Origin of the sequence: Pseudomonas sp. v388, from assembly GCF_003935425.1 — a bacterium.
Taxonomy (GTDB): domain Bacteria; phylum Pseudomonadota; class Gammaproteobacteria; order Pseudomonadales; family Pseudomonadaceae; genus Aquipseudomonas.
In genome coordinates, this window is record NZ_RHQN01000002.1 from 294379 (window position 1) to 313753 (window position 19375).

General features: G+C 60.7%; 20 protein-coding genes. 10 read left to right on the forward strand and 10 right to left on the reverse strand.

The window, feature by feature from the left end; all coding sequences use genetic code 11:
- Positions 1–10: 10 nt before the first annotated feature.
- Both EGJ27_RS05525 and EGJ27_RS05530 read right to left on the reverse strand, forming a co-directional pair.
- Positions 11–235, reverse strand: a complete 225-nt coding sequence (locus EGJ27_RS05525; protein WP_125829725.1) for a DUF1161 domain-containing protein — start codon at positions 233–235, stop codon at positions 11–13.
- A gap of 146 nt (positions 236–381) precedes the next feature.
- Positions 382–597, reverse strand: coding sequence for a dodecin (locus EGJ27_RS05530; RefSeq protein WP_125829726.1), 216 nt, complete (start codon positions 595–597; stop codon positions 382–384).
- Positions 598–764: 167 nt separating this feature from the next.
- Between EGJ27_RS05530 and EGJ27_RS05535 the strand changes: the two genes are divergently transcribed.
- Positions 765–1091 (forward strand): YqjD family protein, encoded by a 327-nt coding sequence (locus EGJ27_RS05535; protein WP_125829727.1) that lies wholly within the window; start codon positions 765–767, stop codon positions 1089–1091.
- On the opposite strand, the gene EGJ27_RS05540 is transcribed toward EGJ27_RS05535, so the two are convergent.
- The gene (locus EGJ27_RS05540) at positions 1092–2000 is read right to left on the reverse strand and encodes a LysR family transcriptional regulator (RefSeq protein ID WP_125829728.1); all 909 of its coding nucleotides are present in this window, start codon (positions 1998–2000) and stop codon (positions 1092–1094) included. It lies immediately after the preceding gene.
- 122 nt (positions 2001–2122) lie between these two features.
- On the opposite strand from EGJ27_RS05540, the gene trpB reads away from it, so the two are divergent.
- The 3 genes from trpB to EGJ27_RS05555 all read left to right on the forward strand — a co-directional run bounded on the left by trpB (position 2123) and on the right by EGJ27_RS05555 (position 4778).
- Positions 2123–3352 (forward strand): tryptophan synthase subunit beta, encoded by a 1230-nt coding sequence (gene trpB, locus EGJ27_RS05545; RefSeq protein ID WP_125829729.1) that lies wholly within the window; start codon positions 2123–2125, stop codon positions 3350–3352.
- Positions 3349–4167, forward strand: a complete 819-nt coding sequence (gene trpA / locus EGJ27_RS05550; protein WP_125829730.1) for a tryptophan synthase subunit alpha — start codon at positions 3349–3351, stop codon at positions 4165–4167. The genes trpB and trpA overlap by 4 nt, the downstream gene beginning before the upstream one ends.
- 119 nt (positions 4168–4286) lie before the next feature.
- Complete coding sequence (locus tag EGJ27_RS05555; protein ID WP_125829731.1) at positions 4287–4778, forward strand: anti-virulence regulator CigR family protein; 492 nt, start codon at positions 4287–4289, stop codon at positions 4776–4778.
- A gap of 235 nt (positions 4779–5013) precedes the next feature.
- On the opposite strand, the gene elbB is transcribed toward EGJ27_RS05555, so the two are convergent.
- Both elbB and EGJ27_RS05565 read right to left on the reverse strand, forming a co-directional pair.
- The gene (gene elbB / locus EGJ27_RS05560; RefSeq protein ID WP_125829732.1) at positions 5014–5685 is read right to left on the reverse strand and encodes an isoprenoid biosynthesis glyoxalase ElbB; all 672 of its coding nucleotides are present in this window, start codon (positions 5683–5685) and stop codon (positions 5014–5016) included.
- Positions 5686–5867: 182 nt separating this feature from the next.
- On the reverse strand, positions 5868–6515 hold the full coding sequence (locus tag EGJ27_RS05565) for a DedA family protein (RefSeq protein WP_125829733.1): 648 nt from the start codon (positions 6513–6515) through the stop codon (positions 5868–5870).
- 231 nt (positions 6516–6746) lie between these two features.
- Here EGJ27_RS05565 and hemB point away from each other — a divergent pair, with 231 nt between their 5' ends.
- On the forward strand, positions 6747–7757 hold the full coding sequence (hemB, locus tag EGJ27_RS05570; protein WP_125829734.1) for a porphobilinogen synthase: 1011 nt from the start codon (positions 6747–6749) through the stop codon (positions 7755–7757).
- A gap of 16 nt (positions 7758–7773) precedes the next feature.
- On the forward strand, positions 7774–9978 hold the full coding sequence (gene ppk1, locus EGJ27_RS05575) for a polyphosphate kinase 1 (RefSeq protein WP_125829735.1): 2205 nt from the start codon (positions 7774–7776) through the stop codon (positions 9976–9978).
- Here ppk1 and ppx read toward each other — a convergent pair.
- The 5 genes from ppx to EGJ27_RS05600 all read right to left on the reverse strand — a co-directional run bounded on the left by ppx (position 9965) and on the right by EGJ27_RS05600 (position 14543).
- Positions 9965–11467 carry an exopolyphosphatase gene (ppx, locus tag EGJ27_RS05580; protein ID WP_125829736.1) on the reverse strand — a complete coding sequence of 501 codons (1503 nt, stop codon included), beginning with the start codon at positions 11465–11467 and terminating at the stop codon, positions 9965–9967. The two genes, ppk1 and ppx, sit on opposite strands and share 14 nt — an antisense overlap.
- 232 nt (positions 11468–11699) lie before the next feature.
- Positions 11700–12431 carry an amino acid ABC transporter ATP-binding protein gene (locus EGJ27_RS05585; protein WP_125829737.1) on the reverse strand — a complete coding sequence of 244 codons (732 nt, stop codon included), beginning with the start codon at positions 12429–12431 and terminating at the stop codon, positions 11700–11702.
- Positions 12418–13068 (reverse strand): amino acid ABC transporter permease, encoded by a 651-nt coding sequence (locus EGJ27_RS05590; protein ID WP_177522970.1) that lies wholly within the window; start codon positions 13066–13068, stop codon positions 12418–12420. Before EGJ27_RS05590 ends, EGJ27_RS05585 begins: the two co-directional genes overlap by 14 nt.
- Positions 13065–13730 (reverse strand): amino acid ABC transporter permease, encoded by a 666-nt coding sequence (locus EGJ27_RS05595; protein WP_125829739.1) that lies wholly within the window; start codon positions 13728–13730, stop codon positions 13065–13067. Before EGJ27_RS05595 ends, EGJ27_RS05590 begins: the two co-directional genes overlap by 4 nt.
- Before the next feature lie 27 nt (positions 13731–13757).
- Complete coding sequence (locus EGJ27_RS05600) at positions 13758–14543, reverse strand: transporter substrate-binding domain-containing protein (protein ID WP_125829740.1); 786 nt, start codon at positions 14541–14543, stop codon at positions 13758–13760.
- A gap of 324 nt (positions 14544–14867) precedes the next feature.
- On the opposite strand from EGJ27_RS05600, the gene trxA reads away from it, so the two are divergent.
- From trxA to EGJ27_RS05620, 4 genes are all read left to right on the forward strand, one after another.
- Entirely contained in the window at positions 14868–15197 is a 330-nt protein-coding gene (gene trxA, locus EGJ27_RS05605) for a thioredoxin TrxA (protein WP_125829741.1), read from the forward strand.
- A 231-nt stretch (positions 15198–15428) separates the two neighbouring features.
- The gene (rho, locus tag EGJ27_RS05610; RefSeq protein ID WP_125829742.1) at positions 15429–16688 is read left to right on the forward strand and encodes a transcription termination factor Rho; all 1260 of its coding nucleotides are present in this window, start codon (positions 15429–15431) and stop codon (positions 16686–16688) included.
- A gap of 128 nt (positions 16689–16816) precedes the next feature.
- Positions 16817–18283: a 4-hydroxy-3-polyprenylbenzoate decarboxylase gene (gene ubiD, locus EGJ27_RS05615; protein ID WP_125829743.1), complete on the forward strand. Its 1467-nt coding sequence runs from the start codon at positions 16817–16819 to the stop codon at positions 18281–18283.
- Positions 18283–19251 (forward strand): CDP-6-deoxy-delta-3,4-glucoseen reductase, encoded by a 969-nt coding sequence (locus tag EGJ27_RS05620; RefSeq protein WP_125829744.1) that lies wholly within the window; start codon positions 18283–18285, stop codon positions 19249–19251. Before ubiD ends, EGJ27_RS05620 begins: the two co-directional genes overlap by 1 nt.
- Positions 19252–19375 lie beyond the last annotated feature (124 nt).

Consider the following 19375-nt stretch of genomic DNA (forward strand, 5'->3'; position numbering starts at 1 on the left):
TCCAGCGAAGTTAGCCACGCTGATAAACGATCTCTTTGGTACCGGCTTCGCAAGTACCGACAACTTGTTTGTCGGTCACGCTGCCTTTGTCGACCACTTCCAGGGTATAGGACGTCGTGCCCTTGGCCTGAAGTTTGGCGTCGATCTCCGCCTTCAATTCTTCACACGGCTTGCCGGCTGCCAGAGCAGTTCCCGCCATACTCAACAGACCCACCGCCAACATGAACTTCTTCATGAGTTCAACTCCTGTTCAGCCAGAGACTGACGCCTGCAACAGGTCAGGCGTCGAGAGACGTCAGCCACGCCAGCGCTTACTCGGCAGCGGGCTATCAGTGTGTAGCGCAGCTTATGGCAATCGGCCAGTGGAAAGGTTCAGCCTGCTCAGCTGCTGGCGATGCGGAAGCCGACCTTGAGGGTGACCTGATAGTGCGCCACGCGACCGTTTTCGATATGGCCGCGGGTCTCGGTCACTTCGAACCATTCCAGGTGCTTGAGGCTCTTGCTGGCCTCAGCCAGCGCATTGTTGATGGCGTCTTCGATCGTCGTGGTGGACGAGCCGACCAGCTCGATTTTCTTGTACGTGTGGTGATCACTCATGGCAGTTCTCCTGATGGGTCATTGAGAGCGTAGCGATGATGACGCTCCTAGCATCTGTCAGGAGAAGACGATCAAAAGTTCAGCACATTGTAAAAATGCAATCGCACTTTCCAGAACGGCCGTAGTCGGAAACAACACACGCCACTTACCATTGCAGGAGAAACATCATGGCTAGTACTTCACTTCGCAAGGCCTCGTTGCAAAGCATGGAAGCGGAGATCGAAAGTCTCCTCAAGTCGCTGGAAAGCCTCAAGGCCGATGCGTCGGATGAGTCGCGCAAGACGCTGAAAAGCCTCAAGGCCAATGCTGAAAATGCACTGAGCCATTCGCGCAGCCTGTTGAGCGATGTCTACGAAGACGTGAAGGTCAAGACCCGTGAAAACGCGTTGGCAACACGCGACTACGCGCAAGAGCACCCATGGACTACTGCCGGCGTTGCAGTCGGTGCGGTAGGCCTGCTGGCAGCCTACCTGCTGTGCAAGCGCGGTCACTGATCAAGTTGCATCTGGCTGCCCTGAACGCTTGAGCTCGTTTTTCAACCATTGAGCCAGCTGCTGCGCGCGCCCGTCAACGGCCCGCCTGGGTATCCAAAGCGCCAGTTGCGCCGGGGTTTCGCTGAAACCCCACGGCGCAGCGAGGCGACCGGCGCGCAGGTCATCCACCACCAGCGGCTCCGGTGCGATGGCAATGCCAAGTCCGGCCACCGCTGCCTCCAGTAAATAATACAAATGCTCGAAACCCTGCCCGTAACGCAACGACTGCGGTTCGATCCCGTTCTGTCGTGCCCAGCTTGGCCACGCTTGCGGTCGTGACGCGGTATGCAGCAGCGACCCGTCGAGCAATGCCTGCGCCGGTGCCTGGCGCAGCGCTTCGAAATTAGCGAATCGCGGGCTTAACACCGGGCCTATTCGCTCGCTCGCCAGTTCGAATACCTGCATATCCGCAGGCCATGGCGGCTCGGCGAACATCAGCAGGGCGTCCAGCCCTGGCCTGCGCGGGTCCAGATCGCCTTCGCCTGCCGACAGGTGCAGACGCAAATCCGGCAACTCGGCATTCAAACGCCCCAGGCGCGGGATGAACCAGCGCGCCAGCAGGCTTCCCGAGCAGCCGAGCACGAAGGGTGCGTCAACGGCATCCTGGCTCAGCTCGGCGCAGACATCGCGCAATCGGTCGAACGCGTCGCTTGCGGCATCACGCAGGCGTATTCCTGAATCTGTGAGTTTAAGGCCGCGTCCATCCTTGATGAACAGGCTTACGCCCAAGTCTTCTTCAAGCACCTTGAGTTGCCGGCTCACCGCACCGTGAGTCACGTTGAGCTGCTCCGCTGCCTGGCTGACGCTGCCCAGGCGTGCTGTGGTTTCAAAGGCGCGCAGGGCATTGAGGGAAGGCAGTTTTCGAGTCATGGTATCTGTGAGTTTTTCTGACAGGTTTGCGCGATCTTATCGGTTTTCATCGAGCCATGCGCTGGTTAAAGTGTGTTCACTGCCTCGCGGCTCAATCCATTCGTTACGCAACTGGAGCTCCCATGACCCAGACCACCCTTCGCAGCGGCCCCGATGCCAACGGCCTGTTCGGCTCATTCGGCGGACGCTACGTGGCTGAAACCCTCATGCCGCTGGTGCTCGATCTCAATCGTGAGTACGAAGCCGCCAAAGCCGATCCTGAATTCGCCCGCCAGATGGCTTACTTCCAGAGCGACTACGTTGGCCGCCCTAATCCGCTGTACTTCGCCGAGCGCCTGACCGAGTTCTGTGGCGGGGCGAAAATCTACTTCAAGCGGGAAGAGCTGAACCACACCGGCGCGCACAAGATCAACAACTGCATCGGCCAAGTGCTGCTGGCCAAGCGCATGGGCAAGAAGCGCCTGATCGCGGAAACCGGCGCCGGCATGCACGGCGTCGCCACTGCAACGGTCGCCGCACGTTTCGGCCTGCCTTGCGTGATCTACATGGGTGCGACCGACATCGAACGCCAGCAGGCCAACGTGTTTCGCATGAAGCTGCTGGGCGCGGAAATCGTTCCCGTCACCTCCGGCACCGGCACCCTGAAAGATGCCATGAACGAAGCGCTGCGTGACTGGGTCACCAACGTCGACGACACGTTCTACCTGATCGGCACCGTGGCCGGCCCGCACCCTTATCCTGCCATGGTCCGCGACTTCCAGTCGGTCATCGGCCGGGAAACCAAGGCGCAGCTGCAAGAGAAAGAAGGCCGCCTGCCGGATAGCGTCGTTGCCTGCGTCGGCGGCGGCTCCAACGCCATGGGCCTGTTTCACCCATTCCTGGATGACGCCAGCGTCCAGATCATCGGCGTCGAAGCCGGCGGTCATGGCGTCAATACCGACAAGCATGCCGCCAGCCTGAACGGCGGCGTTCCGGGCGTACTGCACGGCAACCGTACCTACCTGCTGCAGGACGACGACGGCCAGATCGCAGACGCGCACTCTATTTCCGCCGGCCTGGACTATCCCGGCATCGGTCCTGAGCACGCCTGGTTGCATGAAGTGAAGCGCGCCGAATACGTCAGCATTACCGACGACGAAGCGCTGAATGCCTTTCACCAGTGCTGCCTGCTCGAAGGCATCATCCCGGCGCTGGAAACTTCCCACGCCCTGGCCGAAGCCATGAAGCGCGCACCGGGTCTGCCCAAGGATCACTTGATGGTGATCTGTCTGTCCGGACGCGGCGACAAGGACATGCAAACCGTGATGAACCACATGGCTGCGGCCGAAAAAACTCAGGAGGAGCTGGTATGAGCCGTCTCGAACAGCGTTTTGCCCAGCTGAAGACCGAAGGCCGCGCCGCACTGGTCACCTTCATTACAGCCGGCGATCCCGGCTACGACACCTCGCTGAAGATCCTCAAGGGTCTGCCGGCCGCTGGCGCTGACGTGATCGAACTGGGCATGCCGTTCACCGATCCGATGGCCGACGGCGTGGCAATTCAACTCGCGACCCTGCGTGCACTGGAAGCCGGCCAGACGCTGGCGAAAACCCTGCAGATGGTTCGCGAGTTTCGGGTCGAGGATCAGGCGACGCCTATCGTGCTGATGGGGTACTACAACCCGATTCACCGCTTCGGCGTCGAAGCATTCGTGGCTCAGGCCAGGGAAGCGGGTGTCGATGGCCTGATCATCGTCGATCTGCCGCCCGAGCACGATGCCGAGCTGGCCACACCGGCACAGGCGTCGGACATCGACTTCATCCGCCTGACCACACCGACTACCGACGACGCGCGCCTGCCGCGTGTGTTGGAGCGCAGTTCGGGCTTCGTCTACTACGTTTCGGTGGCGGGCGTGACCGGCGCCGGTTCGGCGACGACTGAACACGTCACCGAAGCGGTGGCGCGTCTGCGTCGCCACACTCAGTTGCCGATCAGCGTGGGCTTTGGCATCCGCACCCCGGAACAGGCGGCTGCCATTGCCCGCCTTGCGGACGGCGTGGTCGTGGGTTCGGCGCTGGTGGACAAGATCGCCACCGCCAGCTCGCCGGAGCAGGCCATCAATGGCGTACTGAGCCTGTGCTCGGCGCTGGCGGACGGTGTACGTAGCGCGCGTGTAAGCGGTAGGTAAAGTTCCTGATACAGAGGAATCAAAAGGTTTTTCACCGCTCTATGCTTCACAAGGCAAGGGGTTCATGACCGGGTCATGAACCCCTTTTTGCTGCATGAATAGAGGTTGAGGAGTACCACATGAAACTGCCGAATCGCTTTATCGCTGGCCTGGGAATATTGATGATCAGCGCCAGCCCGCTGTTGCAGGCTGCGCCGCCGGATCAGCGTGGTGGAGGCCCGGACGATAACCGTAGCGGTCAGCAGCAAGGCCCGCAGCATAACGGCGGCGGCAAGGGTCAAGGCAATGACAAGGGGCAGGGCAAGCCCGGCAACCAAGGGCATCAGGAGAATCGAGGCAAGAATCAACCGCCGCAGGACTTCGGCCAGGTTCGCCAGACCTTCCAGCAACACCGTGACGTGATCGGCCGGGGCCAGCCGCTGCCGCCGGGTATCCACATCGCCAAAGGCAAACCACTGCCGCCCGGTTACGGCAAGCGCCTGGACCGCCGCGCCCTGCAGAACCTGCCGCATTACGACGGCTACGAATGGCGCCGCCTGGGCACCGACGTGGTGCTGATCGCCGTGGGCACCGGCATCGTCTACGCCATTCTGGATGGCGTGCTGAACTGATCAGGACCGGACTGTAGGAGCGCGCTTGCTCGCGAAGAGGCTGGTACAACCGCAGCAGATGCATTGGCTGGGATCAGGTCTTCGCGGACAAGTCCGCTCCCATCGATACTGCGCTGAACTGTAGGAGTGAGCTTGCTCGCGAAGAGGCTGGTACAACCGCAGCAGATGCATAGGCTGGATCAGGTCTTCGCGGACAAGTCCGCTTCCGCCCATACCGCGCTCATGCAGGAAACATTCAAACCTGTTCCTGCTCCTGGGTCAGTTCCAGTACCCGGTCCACCAGCTTGTTGATGCCGGCGGCCGCTTCGCTGATGCTCTTGGCAACCATATAGGCCGGGGTGCTGACGAGTTTGCGGGCGTGGTCTTCGACAATCTCCGTGACTTCGCACTCCTCATGGATGCCGCCCATTTTGGTGATGGCCGCTGCGGTCTCCTGGTCGTTACCGATGGTGCAGGTCACGCCAGGGCCGTACAGTTTGGCGGCGAGTGCCGGGCTGATGCAGATCAGGCCGACCGGCTTGCCGGCCAGGGCAAAGGCTTCGGCCAGCGCCAGCACTCCGCTTTCCACGCGGCATCCGGCGCCCTGCCGGGCAAAGTCAGAGAGATTTTTCGCCGAGCCGAAACCACCGGGGATGATCAAGGCGTCGAACTCGTTCACATCAGCTTCAAGGATGTCCTTGATCGCACCGCGCGCGATGCGGGCCGATTCCACCAGGACATTGCGGGTTTCCGCCGTCTCCTCGCCGGTCAGGTGATTCACCACATGCTGCTGGGCAATGTCGGGAGCGAAGCATTGAACCTCGGCGCCGCGTTGATCCAGGCGCAGCAAGGTCAGAACGCTTTCGTGAATCTCTGCGCCGTCGTAGACGCCGCAGCCGGAAAGGATCACCGCCACTTTCTTGTGCATACCTCAACTCCTTATCGCCAGCGGCCGGTTGCGCGGCCGCTCGTTTTCAATGGGTGCTGATCTATGGATCGTATTGAGTGCGATGTGTTCAGTGGCGCATTTTCGCCCTCGTGGCAGGGAAAGCCAAGAGGGCGAGCGGGGCGGCGCCAGAGATGGGGAAGGGGTTGCGAGCCTGAAACGAATCAGTCGTCGGACTTCTTCGGCGGGGTTTCGCTAGGGACTTCGACGGCCAGATCGGAAGCGGCCGCCGACGCGCACAGACGCTTCTCTTCACGGGCGATGCGGGCGTTCTTCATGCGACGGCGCAGCCAGAGCGCAAGGCCCAGCACCACCAGGCCGCCGAGCACCCACATCTCGTATTTCTTGATATTGCCCAGCAGCCCTTCCATGACCGCACCGAAGTGGTACGCCGCAGAACCCAGTGCCGCCGCCCAGACCGCCGCGCCGATGCCATTGAGCAGCAGGTAGCGGCCCGGCGGGTAGCCGGACATGCCGATGGCCACCGGCATGACCGTTCGCAGGCCATAGACGAAGCGGAAGCTCAGTACCCAGATGTCGGGATGCTTGCGCACCAGCCGCAGGGCCTTGTCGCCCATCAACTGCCAGCGCGGCTTGCGCGCCAGAATCCGGCGGCCGTGCTTGCGCCCCATGAAGTACCACAACTGGTCGCCGGCGTAGCTGCCACAGAAGGCCACCAGGATGACCATGTTCAGGTCCATGTAGTTACGGAACGCCAGAAATCCGGCAAGCACCAAAATGGTCTCGCCTTCAAAGAAGGTGCCGAGGAACAGGGCGAAGTAGCCAAACTCGTTCAAGAAATTCTGGAGCATGGTCTGGATGCTGGCGAAATGAACGCGCAGCCTAACCCGGCCACGACAATCATGAAAGTGTCGATATGTGTCTCGACGTTAAAGATTGATACAGGTTAATGGGGTTACCCTATAGCTCGAACGTCGCTGCGGCCCCGAGTCGCAGGTCACACTATGACTGTCACACTTTGGTCATAATGGCAGCTTATAACTGTCGCGCTTGCCCGCGTATGCGGGCTCAGGAGTCTCGCCGTGAGCTTTACCCCCGCAAACCGCTTGTTTCCTCTCACCCGCCTGCGTCGCAACCGCCGCGACGACTTTTCTCGTCGTCTGGTTCGCGAAAACGTCGTCACCGTTGATGACCTGATTCTCCCCGTATTTGTCCTGGACGGCGAAAACCGTCGGGAAACCGTTGCTTCCATGCCTGGCGTCGAGCGCCTGAGCATCGACCTGCTGCTGAAGGAAGCCGAAAGCTGGGTTGAGCTGGGTATTCCTGCGCTGGCGCTGTTTCCGGTCACGCCGGCCGAGAAAAAATCTCTGGATGGCGCCGAAGCCTGGAACCCGGACGGTATCGCTCAGCGTGCAACCCGCGCATTGCGTGACCGCTTCCCGGAGCTGGGCGTCATCACTGACGTGGCGCTGGACCCGTTCACCACTCACGGTCAGGACGGTGTCCTGGATGAAGAAGGCTATGTGCAGAACGACATTACCGTCGATGCGCTGGTCAAGCAGGCCTTGTCCCATGCCGACGCGGGCGCCCAGGTGGTCGCGCCTTCCGACATGATGGACGGTCGCATTCAGGCGATCCGTGAAGCACTCGAGCTGGCCGGGCATGTCAACGTGCGGATCATGGCTTACTCAGCCAAGTACGCCAGCGCCTATTACGGCCCGTTCCGCGACGCGGTAGGTTCCTCGTTGAACCTGGGCAAGGCCAACAAGGCGTCCTATCAGATGGACCCGGCCAACAGTCACGAAGCATTGCATGAAGTGGCCGCCGACCTGGCTGAAGGCGCGGACATGGTGATGGTCAAGCCAGGCATGCCTTATCTGGACATCCTTTACCGGGTCAAGGATGAGTTCAAGGTGCCGACCTTTGTCTATCAGGTGAGCGGCGAATATGCGATGCATATGGCCGCGATCCAGAATGGCTGGCTGAGTGAGGGCGTGATTCTCGAGTCCCTCACCGCCTTCAAACGCGCGGGTGCAGATGGCATTCTTACTTACTTCGCCGTCCGCGCCGCCCAATTGTTAAAAGGGCAATAGCCTTACAGGAACGTTCATGAATACCGAAGGACTCATCGAAGCCACTGTTGAAGTCGACGTTCAGGAAGCTGCACCCGCGGTCCAGCCTGAGATCGAAGTCGTTCCGGTTGTCGAGGCGCCCGCAGCTCCTGCGATCGTTGCCGTGAACCTGGATGACAGCAGCTTGTACATCCACCGTGAACTGTCGCAGTTGCAGTTCAATATCCGGGTTCTGGAACAGGCGCTCGACGAGTCCTATCCATTGCTGGAACGGCTGAAATTCCTGCTGATCTTCTCCAGCAACCTCGACGAGTTCTTCGAGATTCGTGTCGCGGGCCTCAAGAAACAAATCACCTTTGCACGCGAACAGGCCGGTGCCGATGGCTTGCAGCCGCATCAGGCGCTGGCGCGCATCAGCGAGCTGACCCACGGTCACGTTGACCGTCAGTACGCGATCCTCAACGATATTCTCCTGCCGGAACTGGAAAAGCATCAGGTCCGGTTCATCCGCCGCCGTCACTGGACGGCCAAGCTCAAGGCCTGGGTGCGTCGCTATTTCCGTGACGAAATTGCGCCGATCATCACGCCGATCGGTCTGGACCCGACTCACCCGTTCCCATTGCTGGTCAACAAGAGCCTGAACTTCATCGTCGAGCTCGAAGGCATCGACGCCTTTGGTCGCGACTCGGGCCTGGCGATCATTCCGGCACCGCGCCTGTTGCCACGGGTCATCAAGGTTCCGGAAGACGTCGGTGGCCCGGGCGACAACTTCGTGTTTCTGTCGTCGATGATCCACGCCCACGCCGACGACCTGTTCCAGGGCATGAAGGTCAAGGGCTGCTATCAGTTCCGCCTGACCCGCAACGCCGACCTCGCGCTGGATTCGGAGGACGTGGAAGACTTGGCCCGCGCCCTGCGCGGCGAACTGTTCTCGCGTCGCTACGGTGACGCGGTGCGGCTGGAAGTGGCCGATACCTGCCCCAAACATCTGTCCGACTACTTGCTCAAGCAGTTCAACCTGAACGAGTCCGAGCTGTATCAGGTCAACGGGCCGGTCAACCTGACCCGCCTGTTCAGCATCACCGGCCTGGACAGCCATCCGGAGCTGCAATACCCGCCGTTTACGCCAGCCATCCCGAAACTGCTGCAGAACAGCGAAAACATTTTCAGCGTGATCAGCAAGCAGGACATCCTGCTGCTGCACCCGTTCGAGTCGTTCACGCCGGTCGTCGACCTGCTGCGCCAGGCCGCAAAGGACCCGCACGTCCTGGCTGTACGCCAGACCCTGTATCGCAGCGGCGCGAACTCGGAAATCGTCGATGCGCTGGTAGATGCGGCGCGTAACGGCAAGGAAGTCACGGCGGTGATCGAACTGCGCGCCCGCTTCGACGAGGAATCCAACCTGCAGCTGGCCAGCCGTCTTCAGGCAGCGGGCGCGGTAGTGATCTATGGCGTGGTCGGGTTCAAGACCCACTCCAAGATGATGCTGATCCTGCGCCGCGAAGGCAGCGAGATCGTGCGTTATGCGCATCTTGGCACCGGTAACTACCACGCGGGCAATGCTCGCCTGTATACCGACTACAGCCTGCTGACCTCCGACGATGCCTTGTGCGAAGACGTCGGCAAACTGTTCAGCCAGTTGATCGGCATGGGCAAGACGCTGCGCATGAAAAAGCTGCTGCATGCGCCGTTCACGCTCAAGAAGGGCATGCTCGACATGATCGCCCGCGAGACGCAGTTCGCGCTCGATGGCAAGCCGGCGCACATCATCGCCAAGTTCAATTCGCTGACCGATCCGAAGATCATCCGCGCGCTGTACAAAGCCAGTCAGTCAGGCGTGCGCATCGATCTGGTCGTGCGGGGCATGTGCTGCCTGCGGCCGGGAATTGCCGGTGTGTCGCATAACATCCATGTGCGTTCGATCATCGGCCGCTTCCTGGAGCACACACGGGTGTTCTATTTCCTCAACGGCGGCGATGAGCAGATGTTCCTTTCCAGCGCCGACTGGATGGAGCGCAACCTCGACAAGCGCGTCGAGACCTGCTTCCCGGTGGAAGGCAAGAAACTGACCCTGCGGGTCAAGAAGGAGCTGGAGAGTTACCTGACCGATAACACCCAAAGCTGGCTGTTGCAGGCTGACGGGCGTTACGTGCGCAGCACGCCGACCGGCAACCAGAACCCGCGCAGTGCCCAGGCGACCCTGCTGGAGCGCCTGAGCAACCCGGTTCTCAGCGTACGCTGAAGACGATGCCGACTCGGGTCAGCCACTCCGCTTCAAGCGCGAAGTCGGCCTGAGTCAGCTGGTTGTTTTCCAGCCAGCCTGCCGGGAATTCCGCATCCAGGTTCGGGCCATCGGCACGCAGCACCACGCGCGGCATCTCTTGCGTGCCGCGAATGTGGTGGAACAGGATCGCAAAGCGCAGCAGCACGCACAGACGAATCAGCTTGATGCCTTCATCGCCGAACTCGGCAAACTTGTCCTTGGGAATGTTACGGCGATGACCGCGCACCAGCAGCGCGAGCATTTGCTGGTCTACGCGTGAGAAGCCGGCCAGGTCCGAATGCTCGATCAGGTAGGCGCCGTGCTTGTGATACTGATAGTGGGCGATGTCCAGCCCGATCTCATGCACCTTGGCGCCCCAGCTCAGCAGCTCGGCATAGATTTCGTCCTGTAGCCCCCAGCTGTCGGCCACTTGCTCCAACGCGTGCAACGCCTTGGTCTCGACGCGCGCCGCCTGTTCCAGGTCGACGTGATAACGGTCCATGAGTGAACTCAGCGTGCGTTCACGGACGTCTTCGTGGTGATGACGGCCCATCAGGTCGTACAGCACGCCTTCGCGCAAAGCTCCGTCACAATGGTCCATGCGCTGAAGTTCCAGGGCATCGAAAATCGCTTCCAGAATCGCCAGGCCCGCCGGGAAGATCGTGCGGCGGTCGGGTTTGATGCCGTCGAAGTCGATCTTGTCGACGTCGCCCAGCTTGAACAGCTTGCGCTTGAGCCACGCCAGACCTTCGGCGTTGACCTCACCTGAGCCATGACCGTTGGCCTTGAGGGCCAGGCCGATGGCGCGGATGGTGCCGGACGAGCCGATGGCTTCATCCCACTTCAGGCGATGCAGGGCGTGCTCGATGCTCATGATTTCCAGGCGTGCAGCGGTATAGGCCTGGGCATAGCGCGCCGGGGTGATCTTGCCGTCGCGGAAATAGCGCTGGGTATAGCTGACGCAGCCCATCTGCAGGCTTTCGCGCAGCAGGGGCTCGAAGCGTTGACCAATGATGAATTCAGTACTGCCGCCACCGATGTCCGCGACCAGGCGTTTGCCCGGTGTGTCGGCCAGCGTGTGGGATACACCCAGGTAGATCAGTCGCGCCTCTTCACGCCCGGAAATCACTTCGACGGGGTGGCCGAGGATCTCTTCGGCACGGCGGATGAATTCGTTGCGGTTGCGCGCCTCACGCAGGGCGTTGGTGCCAACGATCCGCACGGCGCCCATGGGCAGGCCGTTGATCAGTTGGGCGAACCGCTTGAGGCAGTCCAGCCCGCGCTGCATGGATTCTTCAGTGAGCTGGCGTTCTTCGTCGATACCCGCCGCCAGCTGGACCTTCTCGCCGAGACGCTCAAGAATACGGATTTCACCTTCATTGGCCTTGGCCACGACCATGTGAAAGCTGTTCGAGCCCAGGTCGATTGCGGCGATCAGTGAAAAATTCTTGGCTTTGGATTGCGGCATGATCAGAAAACCCCGTTCGATAACCGCGTCATCGTGCCACGATCCATGCCTGCCGCCAACGCGAAGCTGCCCAAGGGGTCGCAAACACTGATGGCAATCGGCCTGTCCGAAGTGGACACCGATCCTGTGGGAGCCAGCTGGCTGGCGAAAGAGGCATTACGTGCTGCACCTGTGCTGCGCCTGCAAAGGCCCCTTCGGCAGCACGCTGACGCCTGCAGGTGCAAGGTGTGCCTTACGGGTTCTCGGTCCCGATGAAATTGGCCAGCTCCGGCGTTCGCGGGTTGGCGAACAGGACTTTGGGGTCGCCCACTTCATGCACCTTGCCCTGGTGCATGAACACCAGCTTGTCGCCCACTTCCCGGGCGAAGCGCATTTCGTGGGTCACCATGATCAGGGTCATGCCGTCGGCCGCCAGCTGGCGGACCACGCTCAACACTTCGCTGACCAGCTCCGGGTCCAGGGCCGAAGTGATTTCATCGCACAGCAAGACCTTGGGTGACATCGCCAGCGCCCGGGCGATCGCCACGCGCTGCTGCTGGCCACCGGAGAGTCGATCCGGAAATGCATCGAATTTCTCGCCCAGGCCGACACGCTCCAGCATCTGCCGCGCCAGCCGGGCCGCTTCGGCCTTGGGCACCTTCTGCACAACCTGAGGCGCGAGCATCACGTTCTCGCCCACGCTCAGGTGCGGAAACAGGTTGAACTGCTGAAATACCATGCCCACTTTCTGGCGCAAGGTGCGCAGGTCCGCGCGGGCTGCATCCAGATATTCGCCGTCTACCTCGATCACGCCGTCGTTGATCGACTCCAGGCCGTTGAGCGTGCGCAGCAGCGTGCTCTTGCCCGAACCGCTACGGCCGATGATTGCCACGACCTGGCCTTCCTCCACGGACAGGTCGATGCCCTTCAATACATGGTGATCGCCGTAGTATTTATGCAGGGCGGAAATTCTAAGCAGGGGCATGCAGCCTCCTTTCCAGATGGCGGGCGCAAAGCGACAAGGGATAGCAAAGGATGAAATAGCCCAGTGCAACGAAGCCGTAGACCATGAAAGGCTCGAATGTGGCGTTGGCCAGCATGCTGCCGGTCTTGGTCAGCTCGGTAAAACCGATGATCGAGGTCACGGCGGTGCCTTTGACCACCTGCACCGAAAAACCCACGGTGGGCGCTACACCTATGCGCAGTGCCTGGGGAAGAATGACGTAGCGCATCTGTTCCAGCGGAGTCATCGCCAGGCTGGCGGACGCTTCCCACTGCCCTTTGGAAATCGACTCGACACAGCCGCGCCAGATCTCTGCCAGGTAGGCGCTGGTGAACAGCGTCAAGGCCAGCGCTGCCGCTGCCCAAGGGGAAATATCCACGCCCATCAGTGCCACGCCGAAAAACACCAGGAACAGCTGCATCAGCAGCGGTGTGCCCTGGAACAGTTCGATGTAGAGGCTGGCGAAAACGCGCGGTCCGGTCTTGGCCGAGGTGCGCATGCCCATCACCAGCAGGCCGATCAGCCCGCCGCCGATGAACGCCACCAGCGACAGGGCGAGCGTCCACTGCAAGCCGGTCAACAGGTTGCGCAGGATGTCCCATAGCGTGAAATCCATCAGCGACTCCTGGCGATGAAGCGCCGCCCGAACCAGGCCAGTAATTGACGAATCAGCAAGGCCATCGCCAGATAAATCAGCGTCGTCACGATATAAGTCTCGAACGCGCGGAAGTCGCGGGACTGGATAAAGTTGGCAAAGAAAGTCAGTTCTTCGGTCGCGATCTGCGAACAGACCGCCGAGCCGAGCATCACGATAATGATCTGGCTGCTCAACGCCGGCCAGACCTTGCCCAGCGCCGGAATCAACACCACGTGGCGGAACACCTCCAGACGATTCATCGCCAGCGCCGACGCGGCTTCCAGCTGACCTTTGGAAATGGCCTGGATACCGGCGCGGATAATTTCCGTCGAGTAAGCCCCCAGGTTGATGACCATCGCCAGCACGGCAGCCTGCCACTCGGAAATCTGCACGCCGAGTGACGGCAGCCCGAAAAAGATGAAAAACAGCTGCACCAGAAACGGGGTGTTGCGGATCAACTCGACGTAGACCGCGAACACCGAAGCGAACGGCTGGATTTTCCAGGCCCTCACCACCGCGCCGACGATGCCCAGGCTCACGCCGAGCAGTGTGCCGATGGCGGTCAGTTCCAGGGTGAACAACGCACCGCGCAGCAGCAGGTCGAGGTTCTGCACCACCGGCGCGAAGTCGAATTGATAAGCCATCGGCAGATCCTGCTCAGTGGTCGATGATCAAAGGTCGGCCGGCAGCGGCTGCTTGAGCCAGGTCACCGAGGCTTTTTCCAGTGAGCCATCGCTCTTGGCCGTGTCGAGGATTTCGTTGACCTTGGCCAGCAACGCCGGTTGGCCCTTGTTCAGTCCAACGTAGACCGGCGAGTCCTTGAGCTTGATCTTCAGCGCGGGGATGCGTTTGGGGTTGCGCTCGCTGATGGCGACCATGACCACGTTGCCGCTGGCAATCAGGTCGGTCTGGCCGGCCAGGTAGGCGGCGATGGTCGAGTTGTTGTCTTCGAAGCGCTTGATGGTCGCGCCTTGCGGAGCGACGGCGCTCAGCTCGATATCTTCGATGGCGCCACGGGTGACGCTGATGGTCTTGCCGTTGAGGTCGGCGATTTCCTTGATCGGCGCATCAGGCGGGCCGAACACCGCCAGGTAGAACGGTGCATAGGCGCGGGAGAAATCGATGACTTTCTCGCGATCCGGGTTCTTGCCCAGGCTGGAAATCACCAGGTCGACCTTGCCGGTGGTCAGGAACGGGATGCGGTTGGTGCTGTTGACGGGTGTCAGTTCCAGCTTGACCTTGAGCTTGTCCGCCAGCAGTTGCGCGGTGTCGATATCCAGGCCGCGCGGTTTCATGTCCGGCCCCACCGAGCCGAAAGGCGGAAAATCCTGGGGAACGGCGACTTTCAACGTGCCACGCTTCACGACATCTTCCAGGCCGTCGGCCCGAGCCGGGGTCTGGCTCAGCAGCAGACTTGCAAACAAGGCAGCAAACAGGGCGCTGTAACGCTTGGTCATGGGTGATCTCCGGGCGGAACGAAAGAGGTGGGCTCCATGACAGTGCACAGCCCATGCCATTCATCCACAGCGCGGTTTCCGGCGTCGCCAGCGTGCTCAAGGCCGGGCGGGCCACCGACCGATGCCCCGATATGAAGCGCTCCGACGCGCGGCTGCCTTGATCCTGAGCACCGATCGGACGGCCGCCACCGCAGCGCGCAAGAATGCGCTATAACCTCACTCATGCCTCGTCATAGGTAGAGTCAATGATCCTTCGCTTCCTGAATGCCATTGAGGCCGCTATGATGAGCGTCGTTTTTTAGCCTATGACTCTCGGAGACTTTCATGAGTAGCGATAAGATCAAACACGTCACCGACGCCAGCTTTGAAGCGGACGTACTCAAGGCCGATGGTCCCGTGCTGGTTGACTATTGGGCTGAGTGGTGCGGCCCGTGCAAGATGATTGCCCCGGTTCTGGACGAAATCGCCAGCACCTACGAAGGCAAGCTGACTGTTGCCAAGCTGAACATTGACGAGAACCAGGAGACTCCGGCCAAGCATGGCGTGCGTGGTATCCCGACTCTGATGCTGTTCAAGAACGGCAACGTCGAAGCCACCAAGGTGGGTGCCCTGTCGAAGTCGCAGCTGGCAGCATTCCTCGACGCCAATATCTGAAGCGTCCAAAAACCCCGCTAATAGCGGGGTTTTTTTTGGGCCTTCGTACTAGACGCCTCGAAAATCAGGTGGTACATTCGGCCCCGCAACGGCTTCTCCGTTGCCCCCTGCTAGCCGTCGCCGACGCTCTCCTTATCGATTTAGTACGCGATCCTGTCGCCTTCTCTGCGGCGCGGCCTCATTAAGCCAAAAGCTTAATTCCCCCTCCATACATGATTACGTCATTCCTATATGAACCTGACTGAACTCAAGCAAAAGCCGATTACCGATCTGCTCGAAATGGCCGAACAGATGGGCATAGAAAATATGGCCCGTTCGCGCAAGCAGGATGTGATTTTCTCCCTGCTCAAAAAGCACGCTAAAAGTGGCGAGGAAATTTCCGGTGATGGCGTGCTGGAGATCCTCCAGGACGGCTTCGGCTTCCTGCGCTCTGCGGATGCTTCCTACCTGGCCGGCCCCGATGACATTTATGTCTCGCCGAGCCAGATCCGCCGCTTCAACCTGCGTACCGGCGACACCATTGTCGGCAAGATCCGACCGCCGAAAGAGGGCGAGCGTTACTTCGCGCTGCTCAAGGTCGACACGATCAACTACGATCGCCCGGAAAACGCCAAGAACAAGATCCTGTTCGAGAACCTGACTCCACTGTTCCCGACCATTCGCATGAAGATGGAAGCCGGCAACGGTTCCACCGAAGACCTCACCGGTCGTGTGATCGATCTGTGTGCTCCGATCGGTAAAGGTCAGCGTGGCCTGATCGTTGCTCCGCCGAAGGCAGGCAAGACCATCATGCTGCAGAACATCGCGTCGAACATCACGCGTAATAACCCGGAAGTGCATCTGATCGTTCTGCTGATCGACGAGCGTCCGGAAGAAGTGACCGAGATGCAGCGCACCGTGCGCGGCGAAGTGGTCGCTTCCACGTTCGACGAGCCGCCGGCGCGCCACGTACAGGTTGCCGAGATGGTGATCGAGAAGGCCAAGCGCCTGGTCGAGCACAAGAAAGACGTGGTCATCCTGCTTGACTCCATCACCCGTCTGGCTCGTGCCTACAACACCGTCATCCCGAGCTCCGGCAAGGTACTGACCGGTGGTGTCGATGCTCACGCCCTCGAGAAGCCGAAGCGCTTCTTCGGTGCGGCACGTAACATCGAAGAAGGCGGCTCGCTGACCATCATCGCTACCGCGCTGGTCGAAACCGGCTCGAAGATGGATGAAGTCATCTACGAAGAGTTCAAGGGTACCGGCAACATGGAGCTGCCTCTGGATCGCAAGATCGCAGAGAAGCGCGTGTTCCCGGCGATCAACATCAACCGCTCCGGTACCCGTCGCGAAGAGTTGCTCACCGCCGACGACGAACTGCAGCGTATGTGGATCCTGCGCAAGCTGCTGCACCCGATGGATGAAGTGGCGGCCATCGAGTTCCTGGTCGACAAGCTCAAGCAGACCAAGACCAACGATGAGTTCTTCCTGTCGATGAAACGCAAGTAACAGACAGGTCGACTCAAGAAATGGCGCTCCCCGGAGCGCCATTTTTTTTGGCCGCGTGCCGCTGATTAGCTGCCTTGGCCGGCAGGAGCAGGTACGATGTGCGTCTATTTGGATAACTGGCCGGGTTAATGAAATTCAATGATCTAAGGGATTTCGTGCAGCAGCTTGAGCAGCGCGGAGAGCTGAAACGCATCCAGATGCCGATTTCCCCTGTGCTGGAAATGACGGAAATCTGCGATCGCACCCTGCGCGCCAAGGGCCCGGCCCTGCTTTTTGAAAAGCCGGTGGGGTTCGATATTCCGGTGCTTGGCAACCTGTTCGGCACGCCTGAGCGCGTGGCAATGGGCATGGGCGCCGAGTCGGTCAGCGAGCTGCGGGAAATCGGCAAGCTGCTGGCGTTTCTCAAGGAACCTGAGCCGCCGAAAGGCTTGAAGGATGCCTGGTCCAAGCTGCCGATCTTCAAGAAAGTCATTTCCATGGCGCCCAAGGTCGTCAAGGACGCACCTTGCCAGGAGATCGTCATCGAAGGTGACGACGTGGACCTCGCCATGCTGCCAGTCCAGACCTGCTGGCCTGGCGACGTCGCGCCGCTGATCACCTGGGGTTTGACCGTCACCCGTGGCCCGAACAAAGAACGCCAGAACCTGGGTATCTATCGCCAGCAGGTCATCGGGCGCAACAAGGTCATCATGCGTTGGTTGAGCCATCGTGGCGGCGCGCTGGACTTCAAGGAATGGTGCGCCAAGCATCCAGGCAAGCCGTTTCCGGTAGCTGTTGCGCTGGGTGCCGATCCGGCCACCATCCTCGGCGCCGTGACCCCGGTTCCCGACAGCCTTTCGGAATATGCTTTTGCCGGGCTGTTGCGTGGATCGCGTACCGAGCTGATCAAGTGCCGTGGCAATGACCTGCAAGTGCCCGGCAGTGCGGAAATCGTTCTTGAAGGTGTGATCCATCCCGGCGAGGTGGCCGATGAGGGGCCATACGGCGACCACACCGGCTACTACAACGAAGTCGACAGCTTCCCGGTGTTCACGGTTGAACGCATCACCCACCGGATCAAGCCGATCTACCACAGCACCTACACCGGCCGGCCACCTGACGAGCCTGCGATTCTGGGTGTGGCGCTGAACGAAGTCTTCGTCCCGATCCTGCAAAAGCAGTTCCCGGAAATCGTCGATTTCTACCTGCCGCCTGAAGGTTGCTCGTACCGCATGGCGGTGGTGACCATCAAGAAACAGTATCCGGGGCATGCCAAGCGTGTGATGCTCGGGGTCTGGTCATTCTTGCGCCAGTTCATGTACACCAAGTTCGTGATCGTCACGGATGACGACATCAACGCCCGCGACTGGAATGACGTGATCTGGGCCATCACCACGCGCATGGACCCCAAGCGCGATACCGTGATGATCGAGAACACGCCCATCGATTACCTGGATTTCGCCTCGCCGGTATCCGGGCTGGGTTCCAAGATGGGCCTGGACGCTACGCATAAATGGCCAGGCGAAACCACGCGCGAGTGGGGCCGGGCTATCGTCAAGGACGAAGCCACGACACGTCGGGTCGACGAGATCTGGAATCAGCTGGGAATAGATTGATGCGCGTAACCTTGCAGCCCTCGGGTGCGGTACTGGAAACCTTGGCGGGCGAGCGGATTCTCGATGCCGCACAGCGCCTGGGCTATGACTGCCCACAGAGCTGTCGCAACGGCAACTGCCATGTGTGCTCGGCTTTGCTGGTGGAAGGGCGAGTCACCGAATCGGGTCAGGAACGTGACCACGGCGAAATTCACACCTGCCTGGCCGAGCCGCTGGAAGACTGCATCCTGCTGTGGGATGGCGTGCTGGCCAAGGGCGAGCTGCCGGTGCGCAGCTTCGCCTGCCAGCTGAGCGAGTGCGTCGAGGTGGGCGGCGATGTCTGGCGGGTCGGCCTGCGTGCGCCTGCGGGCAAGGCGCCGCGCTACCACGCCGGGCAGTACTTGATGATCGAACGCGAGAGCGGCGAAAAGTCGGCGTTCTCACTGGCGTCGGCACCGCACGATGGCCGGGATCTGGAATTGCATGTGCTGGTGCGCGAAGAGAGCGCCCGCAGTCTGCTGGAGCAGTTGCAGCGAAACCAGATGGCCAGGGTCGAGCTTCCGTTCGGTGATACCCACCTTGCCGAGTTGCCTGACGGCCCGCTGGTGCTGATCGCCGCCGGAACCGGTATGGCGCAGATGCACAGCTTGATCGAGCACTGCCGCGCCAAGGGGTTCCAGCATCCCGTGCATCTGTATTGGGGCGTGCGCCGACCCGAAGACTTCTACGACATCAGCCATTGGGACGAATGGGCCAGCCTGCCCAATCTGTTCCTGCACAAGGTCGTCAGTGACCTGTGCGGTTGGGAAGGGCGTTGCGGCCTGCTGCACGAAGCGGTCTGTGACGACATCAAGGACCTGTCCGGCGTGCACGTGTACGCCAGCGGTTCGCCGGCGATGATCTACGGCACGCTCGATGCGCTGGTCGAAGCCGGAATGGATGCCCATCAGATGCGTGCAGACGTGTTCGCTTACGCCCCGCGACCTTGAGTGTCTGACTGACGGCGCCTCAGCTGGATTGCAAATTGCTTCATCCGCTTATCGCGCCTGGCGGTGCCAATTGATCGGCAGGCGATCTTCCGGAGTTTGAAACGGTAATCGCAACATGACCCGC